This window comes from Pseudomonas sp. GW821-FHT09A09, from assembly GCF_059418405.1.
This window is the reverse complement of the sequence record NZ_JBWKPU010000022.1, coordinates 74,391-98,528: the sequence shown is the minus strand read 5'-3', so window position 1 is coordinate 98,528 and position 24,138 is coordinate 74,391. Positions and strand designations below refer to the sequence as shown.

Sequence of the window (24,138 nt, the reverse complement as noted above, 5' to 3'; positions counted from 1 at the left end):
TAGCGCAGGGAGGGGGAAATCGCACTCTTTAGGTGAGCCGCCCCCACTATGCGACGGCCTGTTTATGCCGAGCCGACACCTGCGTCAACGCACCACGTATGGCAGCTATTTTTTTCTCAATGGTGTTCAATCGATCCGCAACACCCCCGTCGCCCTGACTGACGGAGCCTTCGTGTGTGTACGGTTTGAAAAAAACCTCATAAGCCTGTGAAAGATCAATCGTGAGTTCCTCGAGCAACGCCAGGAAAGCCTCCAACTGGTTGACGACCTGCTGCGGCTCGCTGGACCATTTCGGGATGTCCACCACAGCACCCGGCGTCAACTGCAACGATAACTTACCCAACTCATTGGCGCCCCGCGTTGCAGCGTCGAGGCGAACTCGAAGGGCAGGATCAACGGGTTCAACTACCGGCCCCAGGTCCGCGACTTCTACGTCGCCGGGGTTAACACCGCCGTCAGGAGCAGCAGGACGCTCATAGTGTTTTTGAAGCGCTTTTTGCGTCGCAATGACAGCAGCCCCAATACCAACATCGGTCACCGCCTCCATTGCCCACTGCTTGACCTGACCGACAAAATCGGAAGAAGAGTACTGGGCAAAACCTTTCAATGGCGCGCCGTATGGCGTTTGAGTCGCAGGGTCGAAGGCATACCATTTTCCGTTGCGTTCCACGGCGGTGACGTGAACCGCATCGCTATTAGCGCCCAACGGCCTGTAGAGGCCATCGGCAATCCCGCCTTTGTTGCCTAGTTGGGGAAGATCAAAACTGCGCCCACGCCCGCCAAGACGGCTTATTTTTTTAAAGCCTGCTTTACCCAGTTTAAATACACCACGGCCCACGTCATAAATACCTGCTAGAGGGTTAAGCGCCTTCACACCGGCCTTGCCAACCCCCTTGATGAAGTTCAGCGTCGTGCCCAATCCGGCTCTGACACCCTGCTTGACGCCTTGGACCCCGCCTTTTAGCCCCGGAATAAAAAAGCCAAACACATCCAGCACCACATTGAAAAAACCTTCAGCGGGCCTGCCATTAATAAAACTTTCAACCGCATTGTAGAAAGGAATCAGTCCTAAAAAGAACGCATTGACGGCCTTTGAACGCGCGCTTTCCCGCTCTTGCTCTGTGCTGCCATTGGCCGTTGCTTTCGTCTCATCCAAACCTCGCGTGAAATAAGCACCGACAGCGGCTGACAGCTCATCGGTTTTAGGCGAAAAAAAAGTCGGCGGCGGGGAGGGATGCTCTCCGGGTATACCGGCCTCCAACGATTTGGAGGGGTAGATACGATAGGCGGAAAAGTTCACCGGATCGTTTTTCGGCGATGCACTACCGACTGTCTGCCACAGGATAGTGACCGGCGGTTCTTTACCGCCCGGCGAATCAGGCAGCGACATGGAGAAGTACAAACGAGAGCCTGGAAACTGCAGGCCAGGACTGGAAGGGTCGGCGTCCTTGATGATTCGGCCCTGCGCCGGTGAATACAGATAATGACAAACCTTCCCATCACGTTCAGCCCTGATAATTACTGCACCGCTGCCTATATACGCTTGAATTTTATGATCGGTGCTGACAGGGCCCTGATTGGCACTGGGCGTCTGGAGGTTGAATGTCGTGACCTTGCCGTACTCAATCAGCCGCCGGTCTTCGAGCGCAAGCAATGAGAGTTGATACTTGAACTGCGCGGCAAAACCATCTTTGAGCCCTTGGGTGTATTTGTCGAAGCTTTCATCAAACTGCTGTTTGATGTTTGGCAACTTCGGAAAACCCAGATTCACTTTGACGGTATTGAAGGCAGGGTCGCTGGATATCCAGAAGTGCTTACCCAGGTCGCCTGACATGTAAATGTCCAGCAGCGAATAGGCTTTTCGGCCGGGCGACCCCGGCGGGATATTCCCCAGCAGCTTCAGCTCAAAAAAAGCTTCATTTTCGACGCCATACACGCGCCGCAGCTCAACGAGCGCCAACTCTCGCCGGGTTGGCATCGGCGTCGACAATGCATCAACGGAATCAGCCAAGGTCTTATGCTGTGCTTGCATGGCCTTCAACGCGCTTTCGACTTCTTCGGGGGTGTACGCATCATCGTTTTTTTCAACAATGACGCCGTTGGCAATACCCCAGTCGATAACGGCCGTCATCTGAGCGAGTTGTTGCTGACGCTTTTCAAATTCAGAAACAGGCGCTATCTCATCGAGTTTCATGATCTGTGCATAGGTTTTCGCATGCGTTGATCCCGGGTGACTCGCCTCTTGGCGAGCCACCGCTGCACTGAAGGAGGCCCATTGGTGGGAACCATACACCAGCGATGAGGGCAGATCCTTTACCAGAAACTCGGGGGCGGAAACCGACAACAGTTGAAAAGCGATGATTTTGGCATTGGCGTCGCCGAAGCGGGTGGCCAGGTGCGCTTCAAAACGCGTGACCATTTGCGCTGCGCTGTAACCCCAGTTACCTGGCTGACGCAACGCGTACCCAGCCAGATTATTACGCTCCAGGCCTCCTGCCGAATCCACATCCAACAATAGCGCGCTAAGCAGTACTTCCTGCAGGCTGGTGGCCGTAGGTACTGCGTCGATGCTGTCCTGGAGTAACCTGGCCAACGCAAGGCCTTCTAGAGAATCGAGAATGGCTTTAAGGGTTTTTTCAGGTTCATCCTTACCAGACCGTAAAGGCTCAGGAAGGGTAAGCCGCAAGCATTCGATTAGACTCGGCACACCGCTGGCATCATCGGTGTTTGCTTTGGGTTGAGCGGCTTTCCAAGTGGCAACTACCTGGCGTAATTTGGCCTGGGCGTCAGCCGCCAAAGGGACGTCTTTAGTTAGCAGCCCGCCATAATCAGCCGCGTGTGGAGATGAAGAAGACGCCGCACTGCGTCGATAGCGTGAAGGTGGGAAAGCTGTGGATATATTTGGAGGAGTTGCACTGTTAGACTTATTATCTATCGGCGATTCAGACTGAGGGTAGAACGATATAAAACGTGATGAACTCAAATGATTGGAAATCATTGCAATACCCCGAAAGCTATTGCGCGTTACCGGGCAACCTTTCAGAAAAGCCTGTCACAGATACTCCATTCAGCGCCAGGCTTATTACCAATATCCGTCGACTACCCCCTATCGACATTGAGAATTAACATGCACTGCAAAAGCCAACTATGAAACTTGGCACTGACCCGCTCACTGTTTAGTCACGGATTTTTCCATTTTCAGCAAAATATCAGCTTGTGCCTTATTCACCTTTGCTATTCGCTGTTCGAGTGTAGCCATACGACTTTCCAGCCCATCAAGGCCTTGGGCAGCCGGTTGAGCAGCCAGATGAGGCTTGAAGAAAACCTCATATTGATCGGCAACGTCCTTCGTATGTTGTTCAGCGAAGTCCAACAGATTCTCAAGTTGGCTCATGCGTTCAAGCGGGTCTTTCGACCAATTTTGACTCGGCACAAAACCCGTTTCGGTATCCCCAAACTTGAGCACCATCGACTGATTCGCCAACGTGAACGCCTGGATCTGAGCGTCATCCATTCTTACGTAGAGCTTATTGAGTTCTGGGGCCGCCGGCGCCTCTGGACGTTCGACCGATGACTTACCGATCGGCGTCGGAGGAATCATGGGTTGAGGCAGATACGACGCCTTGATTTGTTCGGAAGCCGCCGTAGACCCGGCATATGCCCCAATGTTAATTGGCGCAGACACTACCCCCGTTATCCCGGCACTGATCGCCGCATCGCGCGCAGTACGCGCCGCAGATGGCGACGATGGAATCACGCCCGACTTGACCATTTTTTCGGCATTCATCATCCGGGTCGTGGCTTCCGCAATCGTCATTTTAGGCGTAGCCGCGGGCGCTGGGACCTTGTTCTTCCAATCGAGAATCTTTTGGTTGATTTTGGGCGAAAGCAGTTGCTCATGAGGTTCGTTATTGCCCTTGACCGCACTGGCCTGATCCCTTGCTACCTTGCCGTTCTTATCGAGCGGTCTTCCAGTGCCATCAATCAGAAGGCCTTCTCGATTGACACGCTTTCCGTCCTTATCGACCAAGTGCCCCTGAGCGTTGACCAAGCGGCCCGAGTGATTGACCAAGCGGCCTTGGGTATCGACGAGATGATTGTTCTCATTGATAAGTTTTCCTTGGGTATTTATCAATCGCCCCTTTTCATCGATCAGACGGCCCTTATTATCGATTGCCTGACCGCTGTTATTAACCCGCTGCCCCTGCTCATTAATCCGCTGGTTATTCGGATTAACCAGAAACCCTTGTTTGTTAACCGCCTGCCCTTTGTCATTGAGCAACTGACCCTGCTTATTGACCAGGTGCCCTTGCTTATTATAATAACTGCCTGAAGGCGCGTAATGCGGAATCGGTCTAGCCGGCGCCGGTATAGATTTAGGTACATGAACGGTAGGCGGTTTGATTATCGGCATATAGTCACCTCATAATGAACGGGCATTAAACCCAACAGTGAAGCCTCATGGCTTCTGCTCATTACGTGGTCACCAAAAACAAAACAGTTCCCTACAGCCTTTTGAAAAGCCCCCTCCACCCGAGTTTAAATACTGCCTTAAAGACCTCAGGGCACGCTCACATTAACTAGGCACTGCCGCACACCGTTTAATTTTATATTTTCGCAATTTCCTATAAAGCGTATTACGACTGATACCCAGCGCTTGCGCCGTGTACGTCATATGCCAGTGCCGTTGCTCCAATGCTGTCAGCAACGTCTGGCGCTCGGCATTATCTAGGAGTGACTCGCTGGCGTGTTGAACAGGGGGGCATTGCACCATAGCGGGCAGATCCAACAACTCTATCCGCCCGTCATCGCTGAGTGCCACCAGTGTGCGCAATACCGTGCGCAACTGACGGACATTGCCCGGCCAGGCGAAGGCCAGCAATGCCTCGCGCGCTTCGGGCTCCACACTGATCGACTGATCTCCGGCCTCCTCCCCCAGCAGGAAGTCCAGCAGTTGCGACTTGTCACTGCGCTCGCGCAACGCCGGCAGGCCGATTTCCAGGCCGTTAAGCCGGTAATACAGGTCTTCGCGAAAGCTGCCGTCCCGTACGCGTTCATGCAAATTACGGTGCGTAGCGCTGATAATTCGGACATTCACGGCTTGAGGCTCGCCGCCGATGGGGACCACCAGGCGATCTTCCAGCACCCTTAATAGACGGGTCTGCAAAGCCAGTGGCATATCGCCAATTTCGTCAAGGAACAACGTGCCACCGTCGGCCTGTTGGAGCTTGCCGCGCATGCCATCCTTGAGGGCACCAGTAAAGCTGCCGCCACGATAGCCGAATAACTCGCTTTCGATCAGGCTTTCCGGAATGGCCGCGCAATTGAGCGCCACAAACGCTTTATCGGCGCGCTGACTGGCGCGGTGCACAGCCTTGGCGAAGGCTTCTTTACCGGAGCCGGTTTCGCCATTGATCAGCAGTGGCACATCACGCTCAAACACCCGCAACGCCTTGCGGAAGTCATTTTGCAGCGCCGGATCGCCCAGGCAAATGCCGGACAACTGAGGCGGCGCCGGCTTGGCCATGATGGGGGCAGGCACGCTGCGCGGCTGACCGCGCAATGCAGCGAACAATGGCCGTCCATCGCGGGTGCGCAGCGGCCAACTGGCCGTGGCATTGGCGCTGGCGCGGCCGAGCAATTGGTCCAGGGAGCAGTCGAAAAACGCTTCCACCGGTTGCCCCAGCAAACCGCCGCGCAGTTGCCCCAGCAGGTTCAGGGCGCTCTGGTTTACCGCGCAGATCCGCCCTTCGCCGTCGAACGCCAGCAACCCTTCGCTGAACAACCCGACCGACTCGGCCTGCAGGTGAAAACGCAGCAGCCAGTGGTTTTCGAAGTGACGCAGGAAGTAGCAGCTCTCAATCATCTTCGCCGACAGGTTCACCAGTGCCATGGTATGGAACTGGCTCTGGCGCGACACCGCCTCGCGAGCCGAGGACACATCCAGCACCGCCAGCAATTCGCCATGGGGGTCGAACACCGGGCTGGCCGAACAGGTCAAGCCAGTATGTCGTCCGCGAAAATGCTCATCACGGTGAATGGTCAGGGACTGGCGTTCCACCAGGCAGGTGCCGATGCCGTTGGTGCCCTCGCACGCCTCGCTCCAGTCAGCGCCCAGCCACAGCCCGGCGCGCTCGAAGATCTTGCGCTCGGACGGCGCGGTGACACAGTTGAGGATCACGCCCCGTGCATCGGTCAGCAATACCGCATGACCGGCGCCCGAGAGTTGCTGATGCAGGCTGTTCATCTCGCTGCCGGCAATGTGCAGCACCTGTTGCAGGCGCTCGCGGCTTTCCAGCAGGCGGCCATGCTCAAGCACGGTGGGGGCAATGGTTTGCGCAGGGTCGAGGTGGTAGTCCTCCAGGCAACGCAGCCAGGACCGGGCAATGGAGGGATCGCTGGACGGGTCGCGACCATGGGCCACAGTGAGGACTTGCTGGGCATGACGACTGAAATGATCGTTGTGCATTTCTTATTATTCTCCCTGCGTGAGAACCCCCAGCATCCCCCAGGCCTTGAGCCAATGCAATCCCGGATGGACTCACCGGTCACGAGCTGTACCGAAGGTGGCACAAACTGTCACACCCGTTGTACCAGCCCTGCCACAGCAACCCTTTGCAACAAACCCTAACCCCTTGATTTACCTGGCCTGCAAAGCGGTGGCCCAACCTTTGCTCTACGCTTTATAACGCGCTCGTTGCGCTGCACTCCCAATAAACATAAGAGCCAGGAGATACCCACCATGCGTTACGCACACCCCGGTACTGAAGGCGCCATCGTTTCGTTCAAGGCCAAGTACGGCAACTACATCGGTGGCGAATTCGTTGCGCCGGTCGATGGCAACTACTTCACCAACACCTCGCCGGTCAACGGCAAGCCCATCGCAGAATTCCCTCGCTCCACGGCCAAAGACATCGACAAGGCGCTGGACGCCGCCCACGCCGCCGCCGACGCCTGGGGCAAGACCTCGGCCCAGGACCGCTCGCTGGTGCTGCTGAAAATCGCCGACCGCATCGAACAGAACCTCGAACTGCTGGCCATCACCGAAACCTGGGACAACGGCAAGGCCGTGCGTGAAACCCTCAACGCCGACATCCCGCTGGCCGCCGACCACTTCCGCTACTTCGCCGGTTGCATCCGCGCCCAGGAAGGCACCAGCGCCGAGATCAACGAACACACCGCCTCGTACCACTTCCACGAACCGCTGGGCGTGGTGGGCCAGATCATCCCGTGGAACTTCCCACTGCTGATGGCCGCCTGGAAACTCGCACCGGCCCTGGCGGCGGGCAACTGCGTGGTGCTCAAGCCCGCCGAGCAAACCCCGCTGGGCATCAACGTGCTGCTGGAAGTAATCGGCGACCTGCTGCCACCGGGCGTGCTGAACGTGGTGCACGGTTTCGGTAAAGAAGCCGGCGAGGCCCTGGCCACCAGCAAGCGCATCGCCAAGATTGCCTTCACCGGCTCCACGCCGGTGGGCTCGCACATCATGCATGCGGCGGCCGAGAACATTATTCCGTCCACTGTTGAGCTGGGCGGCAAGTCGCCGAACATCTTCTTCGACGACATCATGAAGGCCGAGCCGTCCTTCATCGAGAAAGCCGCTGAAGGCCTGGTATTGGCGTTCTTCAACCAGGGCGAAGTGTGCACCTGCCCGTCCCGCGCGCTGGTACAGGAGTCGATCTACCCCGAGTTCATGAAAGTGGTCATGAAGAAGATCGAGTCGATCAAACGCGGCGACCCGCTGGACACCGACACCATGGTCGGCGCCCAGGCGTCGGAGCAGCAATTCGACAAGATCCTGTCGTACCTGGAAATCGCCAAGGGCGAAGGCGCGCAACTGCTCACGGGTGGCAAGGTCGAGAAGCTCGAAGGCGACATGGCGGGCGGCTATTACATCCAGCCGACCCTGCTCAAGGGCACCAACGAAATGCGCGTGTTCCAGGAAGAAATCTTTGGCCCGGTGGTGAGCATCACCACCTTCAAAGACGAAGCCGAAGCCCTGGCGATTGCCAACGACACCGAGTTCGGTCTGGGTGCCGGCGTGTGGACCCGCGACATCAACCGCGCCTACCGCATGGGCCGGGCGATCAAGGCGGGCCGCGTATGGACCAACTGCTACCACCTGTACCCGGCGCATGCCGCGTTCGGGGGGTACAAGAAGTCCGGTGTGGGCCGTGAGACCCACAAGATGATGTTGGATCACTACCAGCAGACCAAGAACCTGCTGGTGAGCTACGACATTAATCCACTCGGGTTCTTCTAACCAATAACCCCTCCCACATTTGAAATGCAATCAAATGTGGGAGCTGGCTTGCCTGCGATAACGGTGGGCCAGTTGGCGATGCATTGGCTGACACTCCGCTATCGCAGGCAAGCCAGCTCCCACAGTTTTAGATCTTCATAAGTACTTGCAAAACGCATTCGGCACGAAGAGGCCGGAATAAAACAATAACAACGGACGATACTTTCCCATGCCTAGCGAACCGACTGGATCTTCTGTCGACTTCGAAAAAGTTGACTCCCACTACTTCCAACAACGCGAACTCAAAAAAGGCGCCGCTGGCTGGGTGCTGCTGGTAGGCCTTGGCGTTGCGTACGTGATCTCCGGCGACTATGCCGGCTGGAACTTCGGCCTGGCCCAGGGTGGCTGGGGCGGGATGTTCCTCGCCACATTGCTGATGGCCACCATGTACCTGTGCATGTGTTTTTCCCTGGCCGAACTGTCTTCCATGATTCCTACCGCCGGTGGCGGCTACGGCTTTGCCCGCAGCGCCTTTGGCCCCTGGGGCGGGTTCCTCACGGGCACCGCCATCCTGATCGAATACGCCATCGCCCCCGCCGCCATCGCGGTGTTTATCGGCGCCTACTGTGAGTCGCTGTTCGGTATCGGCGGCTGGATGATTTACCTGGCGTTCTACATCATCTTTATCGGCATCCACATCTTCGGCGTCGGTGAAGCCTTGAAGCTGATGTTTGTGATTACCGCCATTGCAGCGATTGCGCTGGGCGTGTTCCTGGTGTCGATGGTGCCGCACTTCAACGTGGCCAACCTGCTGGACATTCCAGTGACCGAAGCTAAGGGCGCCAGCACCTTCCTGCCGTTCGGTTATGTCGGCGTGTGGGCGGCGATTCCCTATGCCATCTGGTTTTTCCTCGCGGTAGAAGGCGTGCCCCTGGCCGCCGAAGAAACCAAGAACCCCAAGCGCGACCTGCCCCGCGGCCTGATCGGCGCCATTGTGGTGCTGACCAGTTTTGCCCTGTTGATCCTGGTGATCGCACCGGGCGGCGCCGGCACCTATGCGCTGGTCAAATCCGGCAACCCGTTGGTGGAAGCGCTGGCTTTGTCCTACGGCGGTTCAACGTGGATGGGCGGCTTCGTCAACCTGGTGGGCCTGGCGGGCCTGATCGCCAGCTTCTTCTCGATCATCTACGCCTATTCGCGGCAGATCTTCGCCTTGTCCCGCGCGGGCTACCTGCCGCGCAAACTGTCGCAGACCAACAAGAGCAAGGCGCCCGTGCTGGCCCTGGTGATCCCCGGCATTATCGGTTTTGGCTTGTCGCTGACCGGCCAGGGCGACCTGTTGATCCTGGTGGCGGTGTTTGGCGCGACCATTTCCTACGTGCTGATGATGGCCGCGCACATCACGCTGCGTATCCGTCGCCCCAAAATGGAGCGTCCGTACCGCACGCCAGGCGGTATCTTTACGTCCGGCATCGCCCTGGTACTGGCCTGCGTGGCCGTGGTGGCGGGCTTTCTGGTGGACCCACGGGTGGTGATTGGCGCCGCGATCATCTATGGAGTATTAATTGCTTACTTTGCTTTCTACAGCCGGCATCACTTGGTAGCAGGCACGCCCGAAGAGGAATTCGCGGCGATCCAGGCCGCAGAGGCCGCCTTGCACTGAATGCCGTAAACCTCGACGCGGGCCCCTTGATCACATTGGGCCCGCATCGCCAAGGAGACACTGTATGGCAAGCTTTTCCCACGCGGTAGGCGCTCAAACCTACCGCTTCGACAGCCTCAAGGACGTGATGGCCAAGGCCAGCCCCGCACGTTCGGGGGACTTCCTGGCCGGCGTCGCCGCGCAGAACGACGGTGAGCGGGTGGCGGCGCAGATGGCGCTGGCGAATATCCCGCTCAAGCACTTCCTCGAAGAAGCGCTGATCCCCTATGAAAGCGACGAAGTCACTCGGCTGATCATCGATACCCATGATAAACAGGCGTTTGCGGTGGTCAGCCATTTGACCGTCGGCGGCCTGCGCGACTGGCTGCTCAGTGACGCGGCTGACGAACATTCCCTACGCGCCTTGGCGCCCGGGCTGACACCGGAAATAGCCGCCGCCGTGTCCAAGATCATGCGCGTGCAGGACCTGGTGCTGGTGGCGCAGAAGATCCGCGTGGTCACGCAGTTTCGCGGCACCCTGGGCCTGCGCGGGCGTTTATCCACGCGCCTGCAACCCAACCACCCGACGGACGAACCGGCCGGCATCGCCGCGAGCATTCTCGATGGCCTGCTCTACGGCAACGGCGACGCCATGATCGGCATCAACCCGGCCACCGACAGCATCGCCTCGATCTGCGCCATGCTGGAGATGCTCGACGCGATCATCCAGCGTTATGAGATCCCGACCCAGGCGTGCGTGCTGACCCACGTCACCACCTCGATTGAAGCGATCAACCGCGGCGTACCGCTGGACTTGGTGTTTCAATCGATTGCCGGCACTGAGGCGGCCAACGCCAGTTTCGGCATCAGCCTGAGCGTGCTGCAGGAAGGTTACGACGCGGGCTTGAGCCTCAAGCGCGGCACGCTGGGCCAGAATTTGATGTATTTCGAGACCGGCCAGGGCAGCGCCTTGTCGGCCAACGCGCACTTTGGCGTCGACCAGCAAACCTGTGAGACCCGCGCCTACGCGGTGGCCCGATATTTCAAGCCGTTTTTGGTGAATACGGTCGTAGGCTTTATCGGCCCCGAGTACCTGTACAACGGCAAGCAGATCATCCGCGCCGGCCTTGAGGACCACTTCTGCGGCAAGTTGCTCGGCGTGCCGATGGGTTGTGACATCTGCTACACCAACCATGCCGAAGCCGACCAGGACGACATGGACACCCTGCTGACCCTGCTGGGGGTTGCCGGGATCAACTTCATCATGGGCATCCCGGGCTCCGATGACATCATGCTCAACTACCAGACCACCTCGTTTCACGACGCCCTATACGCCCGCCAAACATTGGGTTTAAAGCCGGCGCCGGAGTTTGAACAGTGGCTGGCCAAAATGGGCATTTTCACGCAAGCCGACGGTAAGGTGCAGTTTGGCAACAGCCTGCCACCGGCCTTCCGCCAAGCCTTGGCGCAACTGGGATGAAGGAGCCGCCCGTGCAACTCGACCTGCCTGACAACCCGTGGCTGGAACTGCGCCGCCTGACCCCGGCGCGTATTGCCCTGGGCCGCACCGGCACCAGCATCCCCACCAGCGCACAGCTGGACTTCCAGTTTGCCCACGCCCAGGCGCGGGACGCAGTGCATTTGCCCTTCGACCATGCCGGCCTCAGCAGCCAGGTGGCCGAGCGCGGGCGCGACAGCCTGTTGCTGCACAGTGCGGCCACTGACCGTCACCTGTACCTGCAACGCCCAGACCTGGGGCGGCGCTTGAGCGATGAGTCGGCCCAATTGCTGCGCGATCATGCGTCGGCCAATCCCGGTGGCGTGGACTTGGCGGTGGTGGTCGCGGATGGCCTGTCGGCACTGGCGGTGCATAAACACACCTTGCCGTTTCTGACGCGCCTGGAGGAACAGAGCAGCGCCGACGGTTGGTCGTTGTCGCCGGTCATCCTGGTGGAACAGGGCCGCGTGGCGGTGGCGGATGAAGTGGGCCAGCTGCTGGGGGCCAAGATGACCGTCATTCTGATCGGCGAACGGCCGGGGCTCAGCTCACCGGACAGCCTGGGCCTGTATTTCACCTATAACCCCAAGGTCGGCCTCACCGACGCCTACCGCAACTGCATCTCCAATGTGCGCCTGGAAGGCCTGAGCTACGGCATGGCCGCGCATCGCCTGCTTTACTTGATGCGAGAGGCGTGTCGTCGGCAGCTGTCGGGGGTCAATCTCAAGGACGAGGCGCAGGTTCAGACCATCGAATCGGATGATCCTGACCTGATGAAAGGCAATTTCCTGCTCAGTTCACCGGATGACTGATTGCTGCATGATTGCGCTTTTTCGCGCCATTAGGCAGCATCGAGTCACGGCCGCTTGTGTGGTCATTCCCCCTTTGGAAGTTGAGGCCTGGCATGCGGATTACTCAAGCGACCCTGGAACACCTGGACCTGTTGACCCCGCTGTTCGTCAAATACCGAGAGTTTTATGGTGCCCTGCCCTTTCCGGACTCGTCGCGGGCCTTTCTGGAAAAGCGCCTGCGCCGCAAGGAATCGGTGATCTACCTGGCCCTGGCTGATGATGACGACAAGAAGCTGCTCGGCTTCTGCCAGTTGTACCCGAGCTATTCGTCGCTGTCGCTCAAGCGCGTGTGGATCCTCAACGACATCTACGTGGCCGAAGACGCCCGCCGCCAACTGGTGGCAGACAACCTGATGCGCACGGCGAAGAAGATGGCCAAGGAAACCCACGCGGTACGGCTGCGGGTGTCGACCAGCAGTGACAACGAAGTGGCGCAAAAGACGTACGAGTCAATCGGGTTTCGCGAGGACACGGAGTTCAAGAACTACGTGTTGCCGATCAGCGAAGACTAAGCCCAAACACCGCAAATCCCCTAGGCGAACTGGCTTTTGTAGGAGCTGGCTTGCCGGCGATAGCATCACCTCGGTCTCACCGATACACCGAAGTGCCTGCATCGCTGGCAAGCCAGCTCCTACACAAACCAATGCCGACAGGTGAACGGTGACAGCCGCTGCATCGCGACATCCCCCGCTACAAAACCAACACGCTTTTCACCTCTCAATCCGTATAATGCGAACCTCTCAGGGTTGTAAGAATCGCGACATAGACTTGTAGCCTTATTTCCCGACGCCCCCGCACAGGCCTGCTGAGCCGGGCCATTCACACAGGTGCCATCCATGGATTTCAACCCGCTAGACCTTATCCTGCATCTCGACGTGTATCTCGATACGCTGGTGAGGAATTACGGCGTGTGGATCTACGCCATCCTGTTCCTGGTGATTTTTTGCGAGACCGGCCTGGTGGTCATGCCGTTCCTGCCGGGTGATTCGTTGCTGTTTATTGCAGGCGCCATCGCCGCGGGCGGCGGCATGGACCCGATCCTGCTGGGCGGTCTGTTGATGTTGGCGGCGATCCTCGGGGACAGTACCAACTACGTGATAGGCCGAACGGCCGGAGAACGGTTGTTCAGTAACCCGAACTCGAAAATCTTCCGCCGCGACTACCTGCAGAAGACCCACGACTTCTACGACAAGCACGGCGGCAAAACCGTGACCCTGGCGCGTTTCCTGCCGATCCTGCGCACCTTTGCCCCGTTCGTCGCCGGCATCGCCAAAATGCCCTACCCACGCTTCTTCGGCTTCAGCGTGTTCGGCACCATCATCTGGGTCGGCGGCCTGGTGACCCTGGGTTACTTCTTCGGCAACGTGCCGTTCATCAAGAAAAACCTGTCGCTGCTGGTGGTGTTCATCATCCTGCTGTCCCTGGTGCCGATGATCATTGGCGTGGCCCGCAGCCGCTTTGGTCGCGCGTCCTCCGAAGCCAAGTCGCAGTAATTTTACGATGTGGTCCCTCAGCGCCTGGCGTCGCCGGCGCCTGCTGGCCAAGCACCCGATTGCCGATGACACCTGGCAGCGGGTGCGCCACCACCTGACCTTCCTCGACGGCATCAGCGCCGAGCAAGACCATTGGTTGCGTGAAGCCTGCGTGGTATTCCTCGACGAAAAACACCTCACCGCCCTGCCCGGCGTCGAGCTGCATCAGGAACAACGCCTGCTGCTCGCCGCCCAAGCGCAACTGCCGCTGATGAACCTGGGCGACCTCGACTGGTACCAGGGCTTCCACGAAATCGTGCTGTACCCCGACGACTTCTTAAGCCCACAACGCCACCGCGACAGCAGCGGTATCGAACACGAGTGGGACGGCGAACACAGCGGCGAAGCCTGGCAACAAGGCCCGGTGATCCTGGCCTGGCCCGGCGTGCTAGCAAGCGGCCAGTGGGAAGGCTACAACCTGGTCATCCACGAGCTGGCCCACAAGCTGGACATGCTCAACGGCGACGCCAACGGCCTGCCGCCGCTGCACAGCGACATGCGCGTGCAAGAATGGGCCAGCGTGATGCAAAGCGCCTACGACGACCTCAATCGCCAGCTCGACGCCAACCCGCACGTCGAAACCGAGATCGACCCCTACGCCGCCGAAAACCCGGCCGAGTTCTTTGCCGTCACCAGCGAATACTTCTTCAGCGCCCCGGATTTACTGGTCAATAGTTATCCACAGGTGTACGCGCAGCTCAGCCGCTTTTACCGCCAGGATCCCCTGGCCCGCTTGACCCAACTGCAGGCCAGCGACGCGCGGTACCGGACTGAACCCCAGGCGCCGTACGACGTCTGACGCATGGCATCGGCGTCAGAATATGCCTATAATCGCCGCCACTTTTAGGCCAATCCGGCCATGTTTCATGGCCAATTAACGGGGGCAACGCCCAATGAGCTACAGCAAGATTCCGGCTGGCAAAGACCTGCCGAACGACATCTACGTCGCCATCGAGATTCCGGCCAACCACGCGCCGATCAAATACGAAATCGACAAAGACAGCGATTGCCTGTTCGTTGACCGTTTCATGGCCACCCCAATGTTCTACCCGGCCAACTACGGTTTCATCCCAAACACTCTGGCCGACGACGGTGACCCCCTCGACGTGCTGGTCGTAACCCCTTACCCGGTTGCGCCAGGCTCGGTGATCCGCGCACGTCCAGTCGGCATCCTGAACATGACCGACGACGGCGGCGGCGACGCCAAGGTTATCGCGGTACCACACGACAAGCTGTCCCAGCTGTACGTGGACGTGAAGGAATACACCGACCTGCCGCCACTGCTGCTGGAACAGATCAAGCACTTCTTCGAGAACTACAAAGACCTCGAAAAAGGCAAATGGGTGAAGATCGAAGGCTGGGGCAACGCAGACGCCGCCCGCGCCGAGATCCTGAAGTCGGTCGCTGCCTACAAAGGCTGATACCCGCTCCTCATTGCCCCGGCAATAAAAAAAGCCCCGATCATTCGGGGCTTTTTTTGTGGGAAAAATTAAACGGCAAGTTCAACATTTTATAGATGATGTTTAATTGCCATCCACAATAGAAGTATCGGGCTACAACTAAGCAAAGACCTACAGGCGCCGCTCAACGCATGGTTTATTTGATCTGTTCCCCCGGTCAGTAAGCTCTGCGTTTATGAATACATCAGGTGATCGCTTAAAAGCGCTACTACGGGAAGTCCACCTTTCCGCCTCCGACTTCGCCAAGAACCGCGGCGTCACGCCCCAGCACGTGAACAACTGGTTCAAGCGCGGCGTGCCCATGGGCCGACTCAACGAGATCGCAGAACTGCTGTGCATCTCCAGCCGTTGGCTGCGCACCGGCGAAGGCCCCAAACACCCACCGGCCAACTTCCTGCTGGAAGGCCCCAACGCAAGGAACGCGCTCTCTGCCCGCGAAGACGCCGGCAAATACCTCACAGGCCCCGCCCCCAGCCCGGAAAAAATCGACGTGGAGATCGACCTCCACCCCTCCTTCACCTCCACCGAATGCATCCGCGTCACCCTGCACACGCTCCAGGCCCTCAACGTAAACCCCGACCGCGCCCTGGGTGCCTACATGGTCGACAACAGCATGATCGACATCATCCAACAAGGTGCCACCCTCGCCATCGACCGAGGCCGCACCCAAATCATCGACGGCGAAATCTACGCCGTAGAACACGACGGCATGCTGCGCATCAAATACCTCTACAACCGCCCAGGCGGCGGTTTGCGCATGCGCAGCCACAACGCCGGCGAACACCCCGACGAATACCTCACGTACGAGCAACGCTTCGAACAGAACTTCCAGATCGTGGGCTGGGTGTTCTGGTGGTCCACCCTGAATAACCGCCGCCCACCCGTGCCGCTGGATGAGCATGTATTGGGCTGGGAAGGCTCTAAATCGGATCCGGAGGTGGGCATTTGAGGTGAATGTGGGTATCATGCGGCCCACATTTGGCAGGGGGTGACTTTGCGCTATCCACCTTGCCTGACGAAGCGGAGGAGTTCCCGCGGATGCCCTTACTATTCAGCCCGACGCAACGTGGGCTGAGCGATTTGAAGGCTGGTGAGGTTTGTCAAAAACAAGCTGAAGCAGTCCCCGAGAAGCCGGCCACAAGCCGGCTTTTTAATGTCCGAAATAATCCTTACTAACGTCCTCAATCCAATATCAAATGCGGCAAAAACCGGCTCGAATCCTTGGTGATCAAACTATTGTCTTCTCGCACGCCAATCCCCGCCGCCTGGTCCCCAATCACCCAAGACCCAATCAGCGTATAGCTGTCCCCAAACTTCGGCAGCGGAGCAAACTCCTGCAGGATGAACGGCGCATCGGTGTAAGGCCCGTCCTCTTTTACGATCAGCCCATCCGCCGTTTGCAGTTCGATGTTCGCCCCTTCCCGTGAGAAGAATGGCTTGCGCACCCAGCCTTTGGGCACGGCTTTGCCCGGGTCGGTATCCAGGTGCGCCGCGAGTAAGTTGGGGTGGCCTTTGTTGAAGTCCCACAGCAGCGGCAGGATGCCTTTGTTGGAGAGGATGGATTTCCACGCGGGCTCGAAGAACTGTGTGTCGCTCTCGGCGATCGCGGCGCCGAAGGGTTCGTGGAAGATGAATTCCCAGGCGTGCAGTTTGAACAGGTGGGGAATCCAGCGATCTTCAAGGTCGACGAAGCGGCCTTCGGCGGTGAGGCCGATGTCTTCGATGTCGATGTGGCGGGATTCGATGCCGACTTTTTCGGCGACGAGGCGCAGGTAGTCGGTGGTGCCTTTGTCTTCGACCGAGTCTTTCATCGAGGCGAAGTAGAACGGTTGGTTGATCTGCAGTTGGGCGAAGGCCTGGTGCAGTTTGGTGTCGATGCTGTTGAATTGGTCGGCGTGTTTGGGCAGCAGGCCGCGTTCGATGCATTGTTCCAGCCAGCCCCATTGGAACGCGGCGGCTTCGTAGAGGCTGGTGGGGGTGTCGTAGTTGAGTTCGAGCAGTTTGGCGGGGCCGGTGCCGTTGTAGGAGAAGTCCATGCGCCCGTACAGGTGCGGGTGGCCTTCGCGCCATGAGGTGCGGATCATGTCGTAGAACGGCGCGGGGATGCTCAGGCGTTCCAGCAGTTCTTCGCTCTCGACCACGCGGGCGACGAGGTCCATGCACATGTCATGGATCTCGGTGGTCGGGTCTTCCAGGTCGTGCTCGATTTGCTTGAGCGTGAACTGGTAGTACGCGCTTTCGTCCCAGTAGGGTTCGTCGTCGATGGTGTGGAACAGAAAGCCGAGGCTGTCGGCGGTCTGTTTCCAGTCGTGACGTTCTGCGCAGTGGATTTTCTTCATGGCTCGCCTTCCTTAACTGCTCGACCCGCCGCCGCCCCAGCCGCTGCGTGCGCTGGCCTTGCTGCCGAAGCCGCCACGGGAGGTGGCCGATGCAACGGTGCTGGATTTGTTGGAGGTGCGCAGCGTGTTCGAGTAGTTGCTGCTGCCGTATCGGGCCTGGTTCGAGCGGCTGAAGGTCGAGCCTTTGGAGACGCGCTGGCTGAGCGTTGAGGAACCGTAGTCGCCACGGTCATCGCGGTAGCGGTACACCGGCTCGGAGCGGTAGCTGTTGCGGTTGTTGCTGAGCATGTTGCCGATCAGCAGACCGGTCAGCAGGCTGCTGGTGGAAAAGCCCGAGCCGCCGCTGTTGGCTTGTGCGCCACCGACTTGGGCGTTGGCCGCGTCGACCTGGGACTGCGTCACCCGGCCTTCGGCGGTCAGTTCGAAACCGCCCAACCGGGGGATGAATTTGCCGGTGGAGTCTTGCTGGCACCAGTCGGCAACAAAGTCGGCATCGCAATCGGCCTGGTTGTCGTACACCGGCGCAATGCGGCGGTGCTCGGCCATGGCGGTCATGTAGGCGTCCGAGCAGACGTCCACCGGCAGTTTTTCATCGGCGCATTGCTGCACCGACTGAAAGTTGTACTTCTTCTGCAAATCGTAGGTTTTTTCCGTTGGCCCACAGCCGGATATCGCCATGGCGACCGACGCTGCCAGCGACAGCTGGACGTACTTGCTTCGTTTCATCGGGAGCTCCGTGGGCGATCAGTTCGAGGTTGGCGTCATGCACGCGGCATTCAACATGCCGACGCTGATGGCCACGGCCGCCACGTAGATACCGGCCGCCAGTTCGCCATTCTTGATGCGCTCGGACGTGCCTTTGAGCACCAGGCTGGTCAGCAGGAACGCCAACAGTTGCACGACTGCCGCGATCAGCGCCCAGACAACGAAGTCGAGGAGGCTGATCGAGTAAGCGATCACGTTGCTGGCCGGAATGGCAAAGCCGACGATGGCGCCGCCCAGGGCGACCGCCGCAGACACGTTGCCCGCACGGATCAGCTCGAACTCTTTGTGCGGGGTGATGCGGGTGTAGAGGAACTGGAACAGCACGAACAGGACGGCAGCCCCGAGGATGTAGAGGACAAACCCGAGTACGGCGGCTTTGTTCAGGGAGATGGAGAGAGCTTCTAGCATGAATGGCTTCCTTGTTTAGAGCGCGGTCAGGTCGGTTGTGTACAGCGAAATGCCCAGCGACGTGCTCAGGCTGATGGTGCCTTCGGCGTCTTCTTCGACGGAAAACAGCAGGAACTCGCGGCGGTCCGTCAGGCCGGTGTCACGGGCGTATAGCATCGAACGGTGCTCGACGCTGTAGGCCTCTTCGGGATTGACCACGTGCTCGGTCATCGCCACCAGCTCGGTCTGGCCCGCTTCGCTGCCCCACACACGGGTGAATTCGACGCCGTTGTGGGTGTAGGTCGGCAGCCCGATCGGGCTTTGCGGGCCGGCCAGCCGGCGCAGTTCCGCTTCGCTGCTGAGGGTGACGTAGCTCAGGTAGTTGAACAGGATTACCGACTCCACCTGCCCGGCGATTTCGCCGGTGGTGTGCACTTGCAGCCAGTAGTCTTCGTCGTTCATGTAATAGCGCGACAGCCAGGTCGATTGCCCGAGGTCGACGGTGCCGTTGCTCCAGATCTCCTGGGAGCCGGGGATGACGACCGAGGTTTTCTCGTCGAGCAGCAATTTGAGGCTGGAGTCGAACATCACGCCTTTGCCCGGTGCCAGGCCCAGCGGGCCGGTGCTCGGCAGGGTTTGGCCGGCCGCCTGTTGCGACTCAGTGCGCGCGTTCGGGGCTTCAAGCCCCATCAACTGTTTAAACCATCCCATTGGAAATGTCCTTGAGGCGGGTGGAGGCGATGTAGAAGAGTTCGCCGCCCTCGACGCGCGTTGCGCTGGGCGGGTTAATCGAAGGTTGCTGGGCGCCTTTGGCGCGGTAGCCGATGAGGGTGGCGTTGTGATGCTCCTTCATGCGGCTGTACAGGTCGCCGAAGGTGGCTTCGAAGGCCTCGGGCAATTTCATCAAGTATTGGGTGGCGCCTTGGCCCACGCACAACAACTCATTGATGACGACTGACGAGCCCGGGTCCTGGGAAGCACGCACCAGCATCTCGATGGCCATGCTTGAGGTGCATTCCAGCCGCGGCGCGTAGGAGCTGGCGAGTGCGGCGATTTCACTTTCATTGAAGTGGGCGACCACATGGCCGACAGGGCTCAGTTGGTTCACCGCCAGCACGGTGGCGAGTGTCAGGTCGTCCGACGGGGTTCGCACCAGTACACGTTCGGCGCCGGGCACACCCGCACGCAGCAATAACGCGGTGGACGACAGGCTTTCACCGCGGATGAACGCCGCTTTGCCGGGCATGGGGTTTTCATCAAGGGTGCAATCGCAAATGACGATCAGGTTGTCGTTCGAGGTTTCATCTTGCAGCAACAACTCGATGACCCGCTCACTGGATGCGCCTTCCCAGCCAATGAGCACCGTGTGGCCGACCTTGCCGGTGAAATCGCCTTTGCCCTTCATGCCTTTTCTCCATGCATCGATGACACTGCTGGTGGTTTTGCCGATGGCTGCCGTCAGCAGCGCAATGCCGCCGAGCATGATCCAGGCGGCCACGAACACCCGCCCGGCCGAGGTCTGCGGCGCGAGGTCGCCATAACCGACGGTGAGGGTGGTAGTGAGGTAGAAGTAAATAAACGTGGCGAGCGTGGTGAGGTGCTGTTCGCCCAGTAGCACCAGGCCCAGGTACGCCGTGCTCAGGTGCAAACCCAAGGCGATGACCAGACCTGCCCAGCCGAAACGGTGAAAGAGGGACGAGGCGTATAGGCGCAACAAAAGAAAAATCGACATTTTGCCCCTGATTCCCTGGGTAGTTGCCATCGCCTCGACGCCTGGATGCTCCAGTGCGCTCAGCCGGCATTAAACCTGCTGCGCGGCGCAGAGAGAAGTACCTTGGCCGCAATAAATCCGGCGAGCGCACCAAACAGATGCCCCTCGAAGGAAACGCCCTGGCGCGGCAGGAAGCCAAAGACCAGGCCGCCATACAGCAGCGCCACGACGCCGGCCGTGATCAGGTTGGTCCAGCTCCTGTGGAACCAGGCACGCGACAACAGGTAGGCCCACAGCCCGAATACCCAGCCGCTGGCGCCGATGTGCACGCCACTGAAACCGAACAGCCAGACCAGCGCGCCGCCGAGCAGAATGATGATCATGCTGACGGTCACGAATCGGTTGAACCCTTCGATCATCACCAGCGTGCCCAGTACCAAAAAGGCAATCAGGTTCGCGCTCAGGTGAGCCAAGGACCCGTGTAAAAACGGTGAAGTGAGGATGCCGAACAGGCCCGGCACCGTCCTGGGGATCAAGCCAAAGGCCATGAGGCTGTAACCGGTCGCCACATTGAACAGCTGCAGTGCGACCATCAGCAGGGCAAGGCCTGCGATCATCTTGAAACCCTTGAGGGCGTCCATCCTGACCTCGACGTAAAAAGAAAGGGCCGAGAATAGGCCCTCCCTGTTGCGGCATTATTTACTCAGCCGACTTCTGCTTCAGGCGCTCCAGAATCGCATTGGCGCTGCCTTCGTTCGGCGTGATGCCGGCTTCGCGCAACTTGCGTTCCAGGTCAGTCCCCGTCGAGGCCTCGGCCAGTTCGTCCTGGGCTTCCAGTTCAGCGGCGCGTTGCTGCTGCTTGGCTTGCAAGCGGTTCAGCGTGCCAACGGCCGTCTCCAACTTGCCGTTGGCGCCGCCACTGGCGATGGACGCGCTGACCTGAGCCTTTTGCACGCTTTCACGCGCCTTGGCCATGTCCACTTGCTGGCGCAGGCTTTTGATCCGGCTTTCGGCCTTGGTGATGTCCTTACGCATGCTGTCGGCGTAACCACCGAATTCGGCGGCTTGCTTCTGCTCGGCGTCGCGCTCGTTGGTCAGGGTCGAAATGGCTTCGGCCACTTCGAGGGCCAGGTCTTCGCGGTTGGCCTGGATGGCGGCCATCGCCTTGGTCTCCAGGTCCGTGATCTTGGCGTCGTACTCGCCGACGCGGTCATTGGCCAACTTGTGCTTGGCCATGATGCTGACCAGCTCACGCTTGGCGTTGGCCAGCGCGGTGTCGGCATCGCGGATTTCCTGGTCGAGGATGCGCAGGGCTTGTTGGTCGACGATCGCTTCGCCGACTTCGCTGGCACCGCCACGCAGCGCGGTGAACAGTTTGCTCCAGATGGACTGAGTCATCAGATACTCCCGAATACTTAATTGAAGAAACGTTCGAAGGCTTCGCTGGCGCGCTGCACGTTGTCGACGAGGGTTTTCACCTCGGTCACGATGTTGGTGAGGCTGGAGTCAGAACTCAGCGCACCGAACATGTTGTAAACCACTTGCCCGTTGGGCATGGACTCGATGCCGATCGACGACAGCGGGAACATTTCCCGGCTGCGCAGCACGGCGTCATTGAATTTTTCGACGTTGTTGATGGACTCGACGTCGACCAGCACGGTGTCGACGATGATCTGCTCGCCCACCACCGCGATGTAAATCGGCAAGCCACCGAAGTCGTTCATTTCCAGCTTGATGCTGGACTCCGAGCCTTGAACCAGAGAAAGCGTGATGTCGTTGGAAACCACTTCGTCCAGGGCCTGCAGCGCCGTGAACAGTCGATCGATGTTCCAGTTAGTGCCTGCGCTCATGTAAATCTCCGACATGATTGAGCCAGCCAGAATCGGCTGGCGGAGCTGTTTCTCCATCTGCTTGAGCAGGCTTCGGTTTTCGGGAAGCACCCAAGTCTCGTGTTTCACATAACCGGCGGCCGCCAGGCCCGCGCGCATCTGCTTCATGTAGAAGCTCGATGGTTTTTTCGCGGACGGTTTCAAGCGCTCTCCCTGAAGGCTTGCTGAATCGGTATCGGGCCCTGCGGGCTGGCCCGATGGAGAGCTGCTTTTCATGGTGCTGACCTCGTTGTGAAAAACTCACGCGTGAGAAAATCTACAGGCAATTTTTGCAATGCTCAATAGCTCACGCGTGAGATTTTTTGTCTCACATTTCCCCGCGACGAACACCATCAGAACCGCTAGTAGCCTGGCATTTGTCTCTTCTGAGTTGACGGTATTACCTGTTCCAGCCGATTTATCCCTCATCGCCTGCCCATTAATCTGTGCCCATGTTGAACGCAACGCCAAACCCACTTAAACAAAAAAGGATTTCAACCATGAGCACTCCAACCTACAACCGCTTGAACAAAGACGACGCCATCGTATTGCTGGTCGACCACCAGACCGGCCTGATTTCCCTTGTGCAGGACTTCTCGCCCAACGAGTTCAAGAACAACGTGCTGGCCCTGGCGGACCTGGCCAAGTTCTTCAACCTGCCGACCATCCTCACCACCAGCTTCGAACAAGGCCCCAACGGCCCGCTGGTGCCCGAGCTGAAAGAGATGTTCCCGGATGCGCCGTACATCGCCCGCCCTGGCCAGATCAACGCATGGGACAACGAAGACTTCGTCAAGGCGATCAAGGCCACCGGCCGTAAGCAGATCATCATTGCCGGTGTGGTCACCGATGTGTGCGTAGCGTTCCCAACCTTGTCGGCGTTGGCGGAAGGGTTCGAAGTGTTCGTGGTGACTGACGCCTCGGGCACCTTCAACACCACGGTGCAACAGGCGGCCTGGAGCCGGATGACCCAAGCGGGCGCGCAACTGATGAACTGGTTCTCGGTGGCCTGTGAGCTGCACCGCGACTGGCGCAACGACATCGAAGGCTTGGGGAACCTGTTGTCCCAACGTATTCCCAACTATCGCAACTTGATGAATGGGTACGCGGCGCTGACGGCGCGTAAGGACTGATTAAAAACCGCACACAAAGCCTGCCCTGAAAAGCAGGCTTTTTGTTTAGTGCGCCGCCAACTCCCGCGCAATCTGCTCGATGCTTGGCAAATTGGGGGGACTTTCAAAATTGCTGACAGCTTTGCCGCTGTGCTCCAGCAAGCGGTTTTCGATGTGCACCACCAGCGAGTTACGCGACCAGTTGTTTTCTATCGCCTGGGCGATGTACCAGCGGCGGGTTTCGGGGCCTGGGAGTTTGTCGAGCAACACCAAGTTGTGGCCCCAGGGCAATTGTGCAGCAGCTTGTTGCACAAATTCAGAACAGGGCCACGCCTCGGCAAAAGCACGCATGTACTTGAGATTGCGCGGCGAAAAACCCTTCATTGTGGGAAACGCCACGCGCAAATCCTGGGCAAGTCGATCAATAACTTTGCTACCCCAGCCCTGCTCCGCCTGGCGGGTCAAAATGTCGTGGCCAAATCTGCCAATAGAGCAACACCAATTCCCGATTCACGGCCAGTGTTGCACGTTGTTGCGCCGTGTGAATTCGGCCTTTCAAGTCCGTCAACCAGTCGCTGTAGCCCGCAGGCGGTGTGGTCAAGCCGATACCGGGTTCGCTCATGCCGTTTCGCTCTTTGAGTGTTGAGGCAGGCTAGTCAGGGGCATTGACGGCCACAAGGGGCCAAGAACGCTCAAGGAAGAGCCTTTCAAACAATACCGAATGCCCTGCT

Annotated in this window: 21 protein-coding genes and 1 pseudogene; 10 read left to right on the top strand and 12 right to left on the bottom strand. The window is 58.9% G+C overall.

Annotated elements, in window-relative coordinates; all coding sequences use genetic code 11:
- Positions 1-46: 46 nt before the first annotated feature.
- The 3 genes from AC07OV_RS19575 to AC07OV_RS19565 all read right to left on the bottom strand — a co-directional run bounded on the left by AC07OV_RS19575 (position 47) and on the right by AC07OV_RS19565 (position 6,469).
- Positions 47-2,797, bottom strand: a complete 2,751-nt coding sequence (locus AC07OV_RS19575) for a hypothetical protein (protein WP_495092796.1) — start codon at positions 2,795-2,797, stop codon at positions 47-49.
- 372 nt (positions 2,798-3,169) lie between these two features.
- Positions 3,170-4,414, bottom strand: coding sequence for a hypothetical protein (locus AC07OV_RS19570; RefSeq protein WP_495092795.1), 1,245 nt, complete (start codon positions 4,412-4,414; stop codon positions 3,170-3,172).
- Between the two features lie 162 nt (positions 4,415-4,576).
- Entirely contained in the window at positions 4,577-6,469 is a 1,893-nt protein-coding gene (locus tag AC07OV_RS19565) for a sigma-54-dependent Fis family transcriptional regulator (RefSeq protein ID WP_494998127.1), read from the bottom strand.
- A 273-nt stretch (positions 6,470-6,742) separates the two neighbouring features.
- Between AC07OV_RS19565 and exaC the strand changes: the two genes are divergently transcribed.
- The 9 genes from exaC (at position 6,743) to AC07OV_RS19520 (ending at position 16,174) form a co-directional block, all read left to right on the top strand.
- Positions 6,743-8,263, top strand: a complete 1,521-nt coding sequence (gene exaC / locus AC07OV_RS19560) for an acetaldehyde dehydrogenase ExaC (RefSeq protein WP_176998548.1) — start codon at positions 6,743-6,745, stop codon at positions 8,261-8,263.
- Between the two features lie 208 nt (positions 8,264-8,471).
- A complete protein-coding gene (gene eat / locus AC07OV_RS19555; protein WP_176998549.1) occupies positions 8,472-9,905 on the top strand; it encodes an ethanolamine permease in 1,434 nt (477 codons plus the stop codon).
- Positions 9,906-9,969: 64 nt separating this feature from the next.
- Positions 9,970-11,364 (top strand): ethanolamine ammonia-lyase subunit EutB, encoded by a 1,395-nt coding sequence (locus AC07OV_RS19550; protein ID WP_495092794.1) that lies wholly within the window; start codon positions 9,970-9,972, stop codon positions 11,362-11,364.
- Positions 11,361-12,194, top strand: a complete 834-nt coding sequence (gene eutC / locus AC07OV_RS19545) for an ethanolamine ammonia-lyase subunit EutC (RefSeq protein ID WP_495092793.1) — start codon at positions 11,361-11,363, stop codon at positions 12,192-12,194. Before AC07OV_RS19550 ends, eutC begins: the two co-directional genes overlap by 4 nt.
- A 92-nt stretch (positions 12,195-12,286) precedes the next feature.
- On the top strand, positions 12,287-12,745 hold the full coding sequence (locus tag AC07OV_RS19540) for a GNAT family N-acetyltransferase (protein WP_176998552.1): 459 nt from the start codon (positions 12,287-12,289) through the stop codon (positions 12,743-12,745).
- Between the two features lie 324 nt (positions 12,746-13,069).
- Positions 13,070-13,726, top strand: coding sequence for a DedA family protein (locus AC07OV_RS19535; protein WP_176999306.1), 657 nt, complete (start codon positions 13,070-13,072; stop codon positions 13,724-13,726).
- A gap of 7 nt (positions 13,727-13,733) precedes the next feature.
- Positions 13,734-14,564, top strand: a complete 831-nt coding sequence (locus AC07OV_RS19530; protein WP_495092792.1) for a M90 family metallopeptidase — start codon at positions 13,734-13,736, stop codon at positions 14,562-14,564.
- Between the two features lie 94 nt (positions 14,565-14,658).
- A complete protein-coding gene (ppa, locus tag AC07OV_RS19525) occupies positions 14,659-15,186 on the top strand; it encodes an inorganic diphosphatase (RefSeq protein ID WP_176999304.1) in 528 nt (175 codons plus the stop codon).
- Positions 15,187-15,400: 214 nt separating this feature from the next.
- The gene (locus AC07OV_RS19520) at positions 15,401-16,174 is read left to right on the top strand and encodes a LexA family transcriptional regulator (RefSeq protein ID WP_495092791.1); all 774 of its coding nucleotides are present in this window, start codon (positions 15,401-15,403) and stop codon (positions 16,172-16,174) included.
- 232 nt (positions 16,175-16,406) lie between these two features.
- Here the strand turns inward: AC07OV_RS19520 and AC07OV_RS19515 are convergent, their stop codons facing one another.
- Genes AC07OV_RS19515 through AC07OV_RS19480 form a run of 8 tightly spaced genes read right to left on the bottom strand, consistent with a single transcriptional unit; the run spans position 16,407 to position 22,424 of the window.
- A complete protein-coding gene (locus AC07OV_RS19515; protein ID WP_495092790.1) occupies positions 16,407-17,564 on the bottom strand; it encodes a glutathionylspermidine synthase family protein in 1,158 nt (385 codons plus the stop codon).
- Between the two features lie 12 nt (positions 17,565-17,576).
- Positions 17,577-18,290: a DUF1190 domain-containing protein gene (locus AC07OV_RS19510; RefSeq protein WP_178924306.1), complete on the bottom strand. Its 714-nt coding sequence runs from the start codon at positions 18,288-18,290 to the stop codon at positions 17,577-17,579.
- Between the two features lie 18 nt (positions 18,291-18,308).
- A complete protein-coding gene (locus tag AC07OV_RS19505; protein ID WP_176999294.1) occupies positions 18,309-18,737 on the bottom strand; it encodes a DUF350 domain-containing protein in 429 nt (142 codons plus the stop codon).
- 15 nt (positions 18,738-18,752) lie between these two features.
- Complete coding sequence (locus AC07OV_RS19500; protein ID WP_495092789.1) at positions 18,753-19,427, bottom strand: DUF2491 family protein; 675 nt, start codon at positions 19,425-19,427, stop codon at positions 18,753-18,755.
- The gene (locus tag AC07OV_RS19495; protein WP_495092788.1) at positions 19,414-20,448 is read right to left on the bottom strand and encodes an ion channel; all 1,035 of its coding nucleotides are present in this window, start codon (positions 20,446-20,448) and stop codon (positions 19,414-19,416) included. Before AC07OV_RS19495 ends, AC07OV_RS19500 begins: the two co-directional genes overlap by 14 nt.
- 59 nt (positions 20,449-20,507) lie before the next feature.
- A complete protein-coding gene (locus AC07OV_RS19490) occupies positions 20,508-21,068 on the bottom strand; it encodes a rhomboid family intramembrane serine protease (protein WP_494998118.1) in 561 nt (186 codons plus the stop codon).
- Positions 21,069-21,126: 58 nt separating this feature from the next.
- Entirely contained in the window at positions 21,127-21,825 is a 699-nt protein-coding gene (locus AC07OV_RS19485) for a PspA/IM30 family protein (RefSeq protein WP_176999290.1), read from the bottom strand.
- Between the two features lie 17 nt (positions 21,826-21,842).
- Positions 21,843-22,424 carry a YjfI family protein gene (locus AC07OV_RS19480; protein ID WP_494998117.1) on the bottom strand — a complete coding sequence of 194 codons (582 nt, stop codon included), beginning with the start codon at positions 22,422-22,424 and terminating at the stop codon, positions 21,843-21,845.
- A 371-nt stretch (positions 22,425-22,795) separates the two neighbouring features.
- Here AC07OV_RS19480 and ycaC point away from each other — a divergent pair, with 371 nt between their 5' ends.
- Positions 22,796-23,428 carry an isochorismate family cysteine hydrolase YcaC gene (gene ycaC, locus AC07OV_RS19475; protein ID WP_176999289.1) on the top strand — a complete coding sequence of 211 codons (633 nt, stop codon included), beginning with the start codon at positions 22,796-22,798 and terminating at the stop codon, positions 23,426-23,428.
- Positions 23,429-23,488: 60 nt separating this feature from the next.
- Here ycaC and AC07OV_RS19470 read toward each other — a convergent pair.
- Positions 23,489-24,029: pseudogene (locus tag AC07OV_RS19470) on the bottom strand (DUF1016 N-terminal domain-containing protein); the annotation flags it as partial.
- Between the last annotated feature and the right edge of the window lie 109 nt (positions 24,030-24,138).

What these genes read in the sequence shown, in the direction of transcription:
- AC07OV_RS19570 (WP_495092795.1), bottom strand. Translation starts at nt 4,414, where the DNA reads ATGCCGATAATCAAACCGCCTACCGTTCATGTACCTAAATCTATACCG.
- AC07OV_RS19565 (WP_494998127.1), bottom strand. Translation starts at nt 6,469, where the DNA reads ATGCACAACGATCATTTCAGTCGTCATGCCCAGCAAGTCCTCACTGTG.
- exaC (WP_176998548.1), top strand. Translation starts at nt 6,743, where the DNA reads ATGCGTTACGCACACCCCGGTACTGAAGGCGCCATCGTTTCGTTCAAG.
- eat (WP_176998549.1), top strand. Translation starts at nt 8,472, where the DNA reads ATGCCTAGCGAACCGACTGGATCTTCTGTCGACTTCGAAAAAGTTGAC.
- AC07OV_RS19550 (WP_495092794.1), top strand. Translation starts at nt 9,970, where the DNA reads ATGGCAAGCTTTTCCCACGCGGTAGGCGCTCAAACCTACCGCTTCGAC.
- eutC (WP_495092793.1), top strand. Translation starts at nt 11,361, where the DNA reads ATGAAGGAGCCGCCCGTGCAACTCGACCTGCCTGACAACCCGTGGCTG.
- AC07OV_RS19540 (WP_176998552.1), top strand. Translation starts at nt 12,287, where the DNA reads ATGCGGATTACTCAAGCGACCCTGGAACACCTGGACCTGTTGACCCCG.
- AC07OV_RS19535 (WP_176999306.1), top strand. Translation starts at nt 13,070, where the DNA reads ATGGATTTCAACCCGCTAGACCTTATCCTGCATCTCGACGTGTATCTC.
- AC07OV_RS19530 (WP_495092792.1), top strand. Translation starts at nt 13,734, where the DNA reads ATGTGGTCCCTCAGCGCCTGGCGTCGCCGGCGCCTGCTGGCCAAGCAC.
- ppa (WP_176999304.1), top strand. Translation starts at nt 14,659, where the DNA reads ATGAGCTACAGCAAGATTCCGGCTGGCAAAGACCTGCCGAACGACATC.
- AC07OV_RS19520 (WP_495092791.1), top strand. Translation starts at nt 15,401, where the DNA reads ATGAATACATCAGGTGATCGCTTAAAAGCGCTACTACGGGAAGTCCAC.
- AC07OV_RS19515 (WP_495092790.1), bottom strand. Translation starts at nt 17,564, where the DNA reads ATGAAGAAAATCCACTGCGCAGAACGTCACGACTGGAAACAGACCGCC.
- AC07OV_RS19510 (WP_178924306.1), bottom strand. Translation starts at nt 18,290, where the DNA reads ATGAAACGAAGCAAGTACGTCCAGCTGTCGCTGGCAGCGTCGGTCGCC.
- AC07OV_RS19505 (WP_176999294.1), bottom strand. Translation starts at nt 18,737, where the DNA reads ATGCTAGAAGCTCTCTCCATCTCCCTGAACAAAGCCGCCGTACTCGGG.
- AC07OV_RS19500 (WP_495092789.1), bottom strand. Translation starts at nt 19,427, where the DNA reads ATGGGATGGTTTAAACAGTTGATGGGGCTTGAAGCCCCGAACGCGCGC.
- AC07OV_RS19495 (WP_495092788.1), bottom strand. Translation starts at nt 20,448, where the DNA reads ATGTCGATTTTTCTTTTGTTGCGCCTATACGCCTCGTCCCTCTTTCAC.
- AC07OV_RS19490 (WP_494998118.1), bottom strand. Translation starts at nt 21,068, where the DNA reads ATGGACGCCCTCAAGGGTTTCAAGATGATCGCAGGCCTTGCCCTGCTG.
- AC07OV_RS19485 (WP_176999290.1), bottom strand. Translation starts at nt 21,825, where the DNA reads ATGACTCAGTCCATCTGGAGCAAACTGTTCACCGCGCTGCGTGGCGGT.
- AC07OV_RS19480 (WP_494998117.1), bottom strand. Translation starts at nt 22,424, where the DNA reads ATGAAGCAGATGCGCGCGGGCCTGGCGGCCGCCGGTTATGTGAAACAC.
- ycaC (WP_176999289.1), top strand. Translation starts at nt 22,796, where the DNA reads ATGAGCACTCCAACCTACAACCGCTTGAACAAAGACGACGCCATCGTA.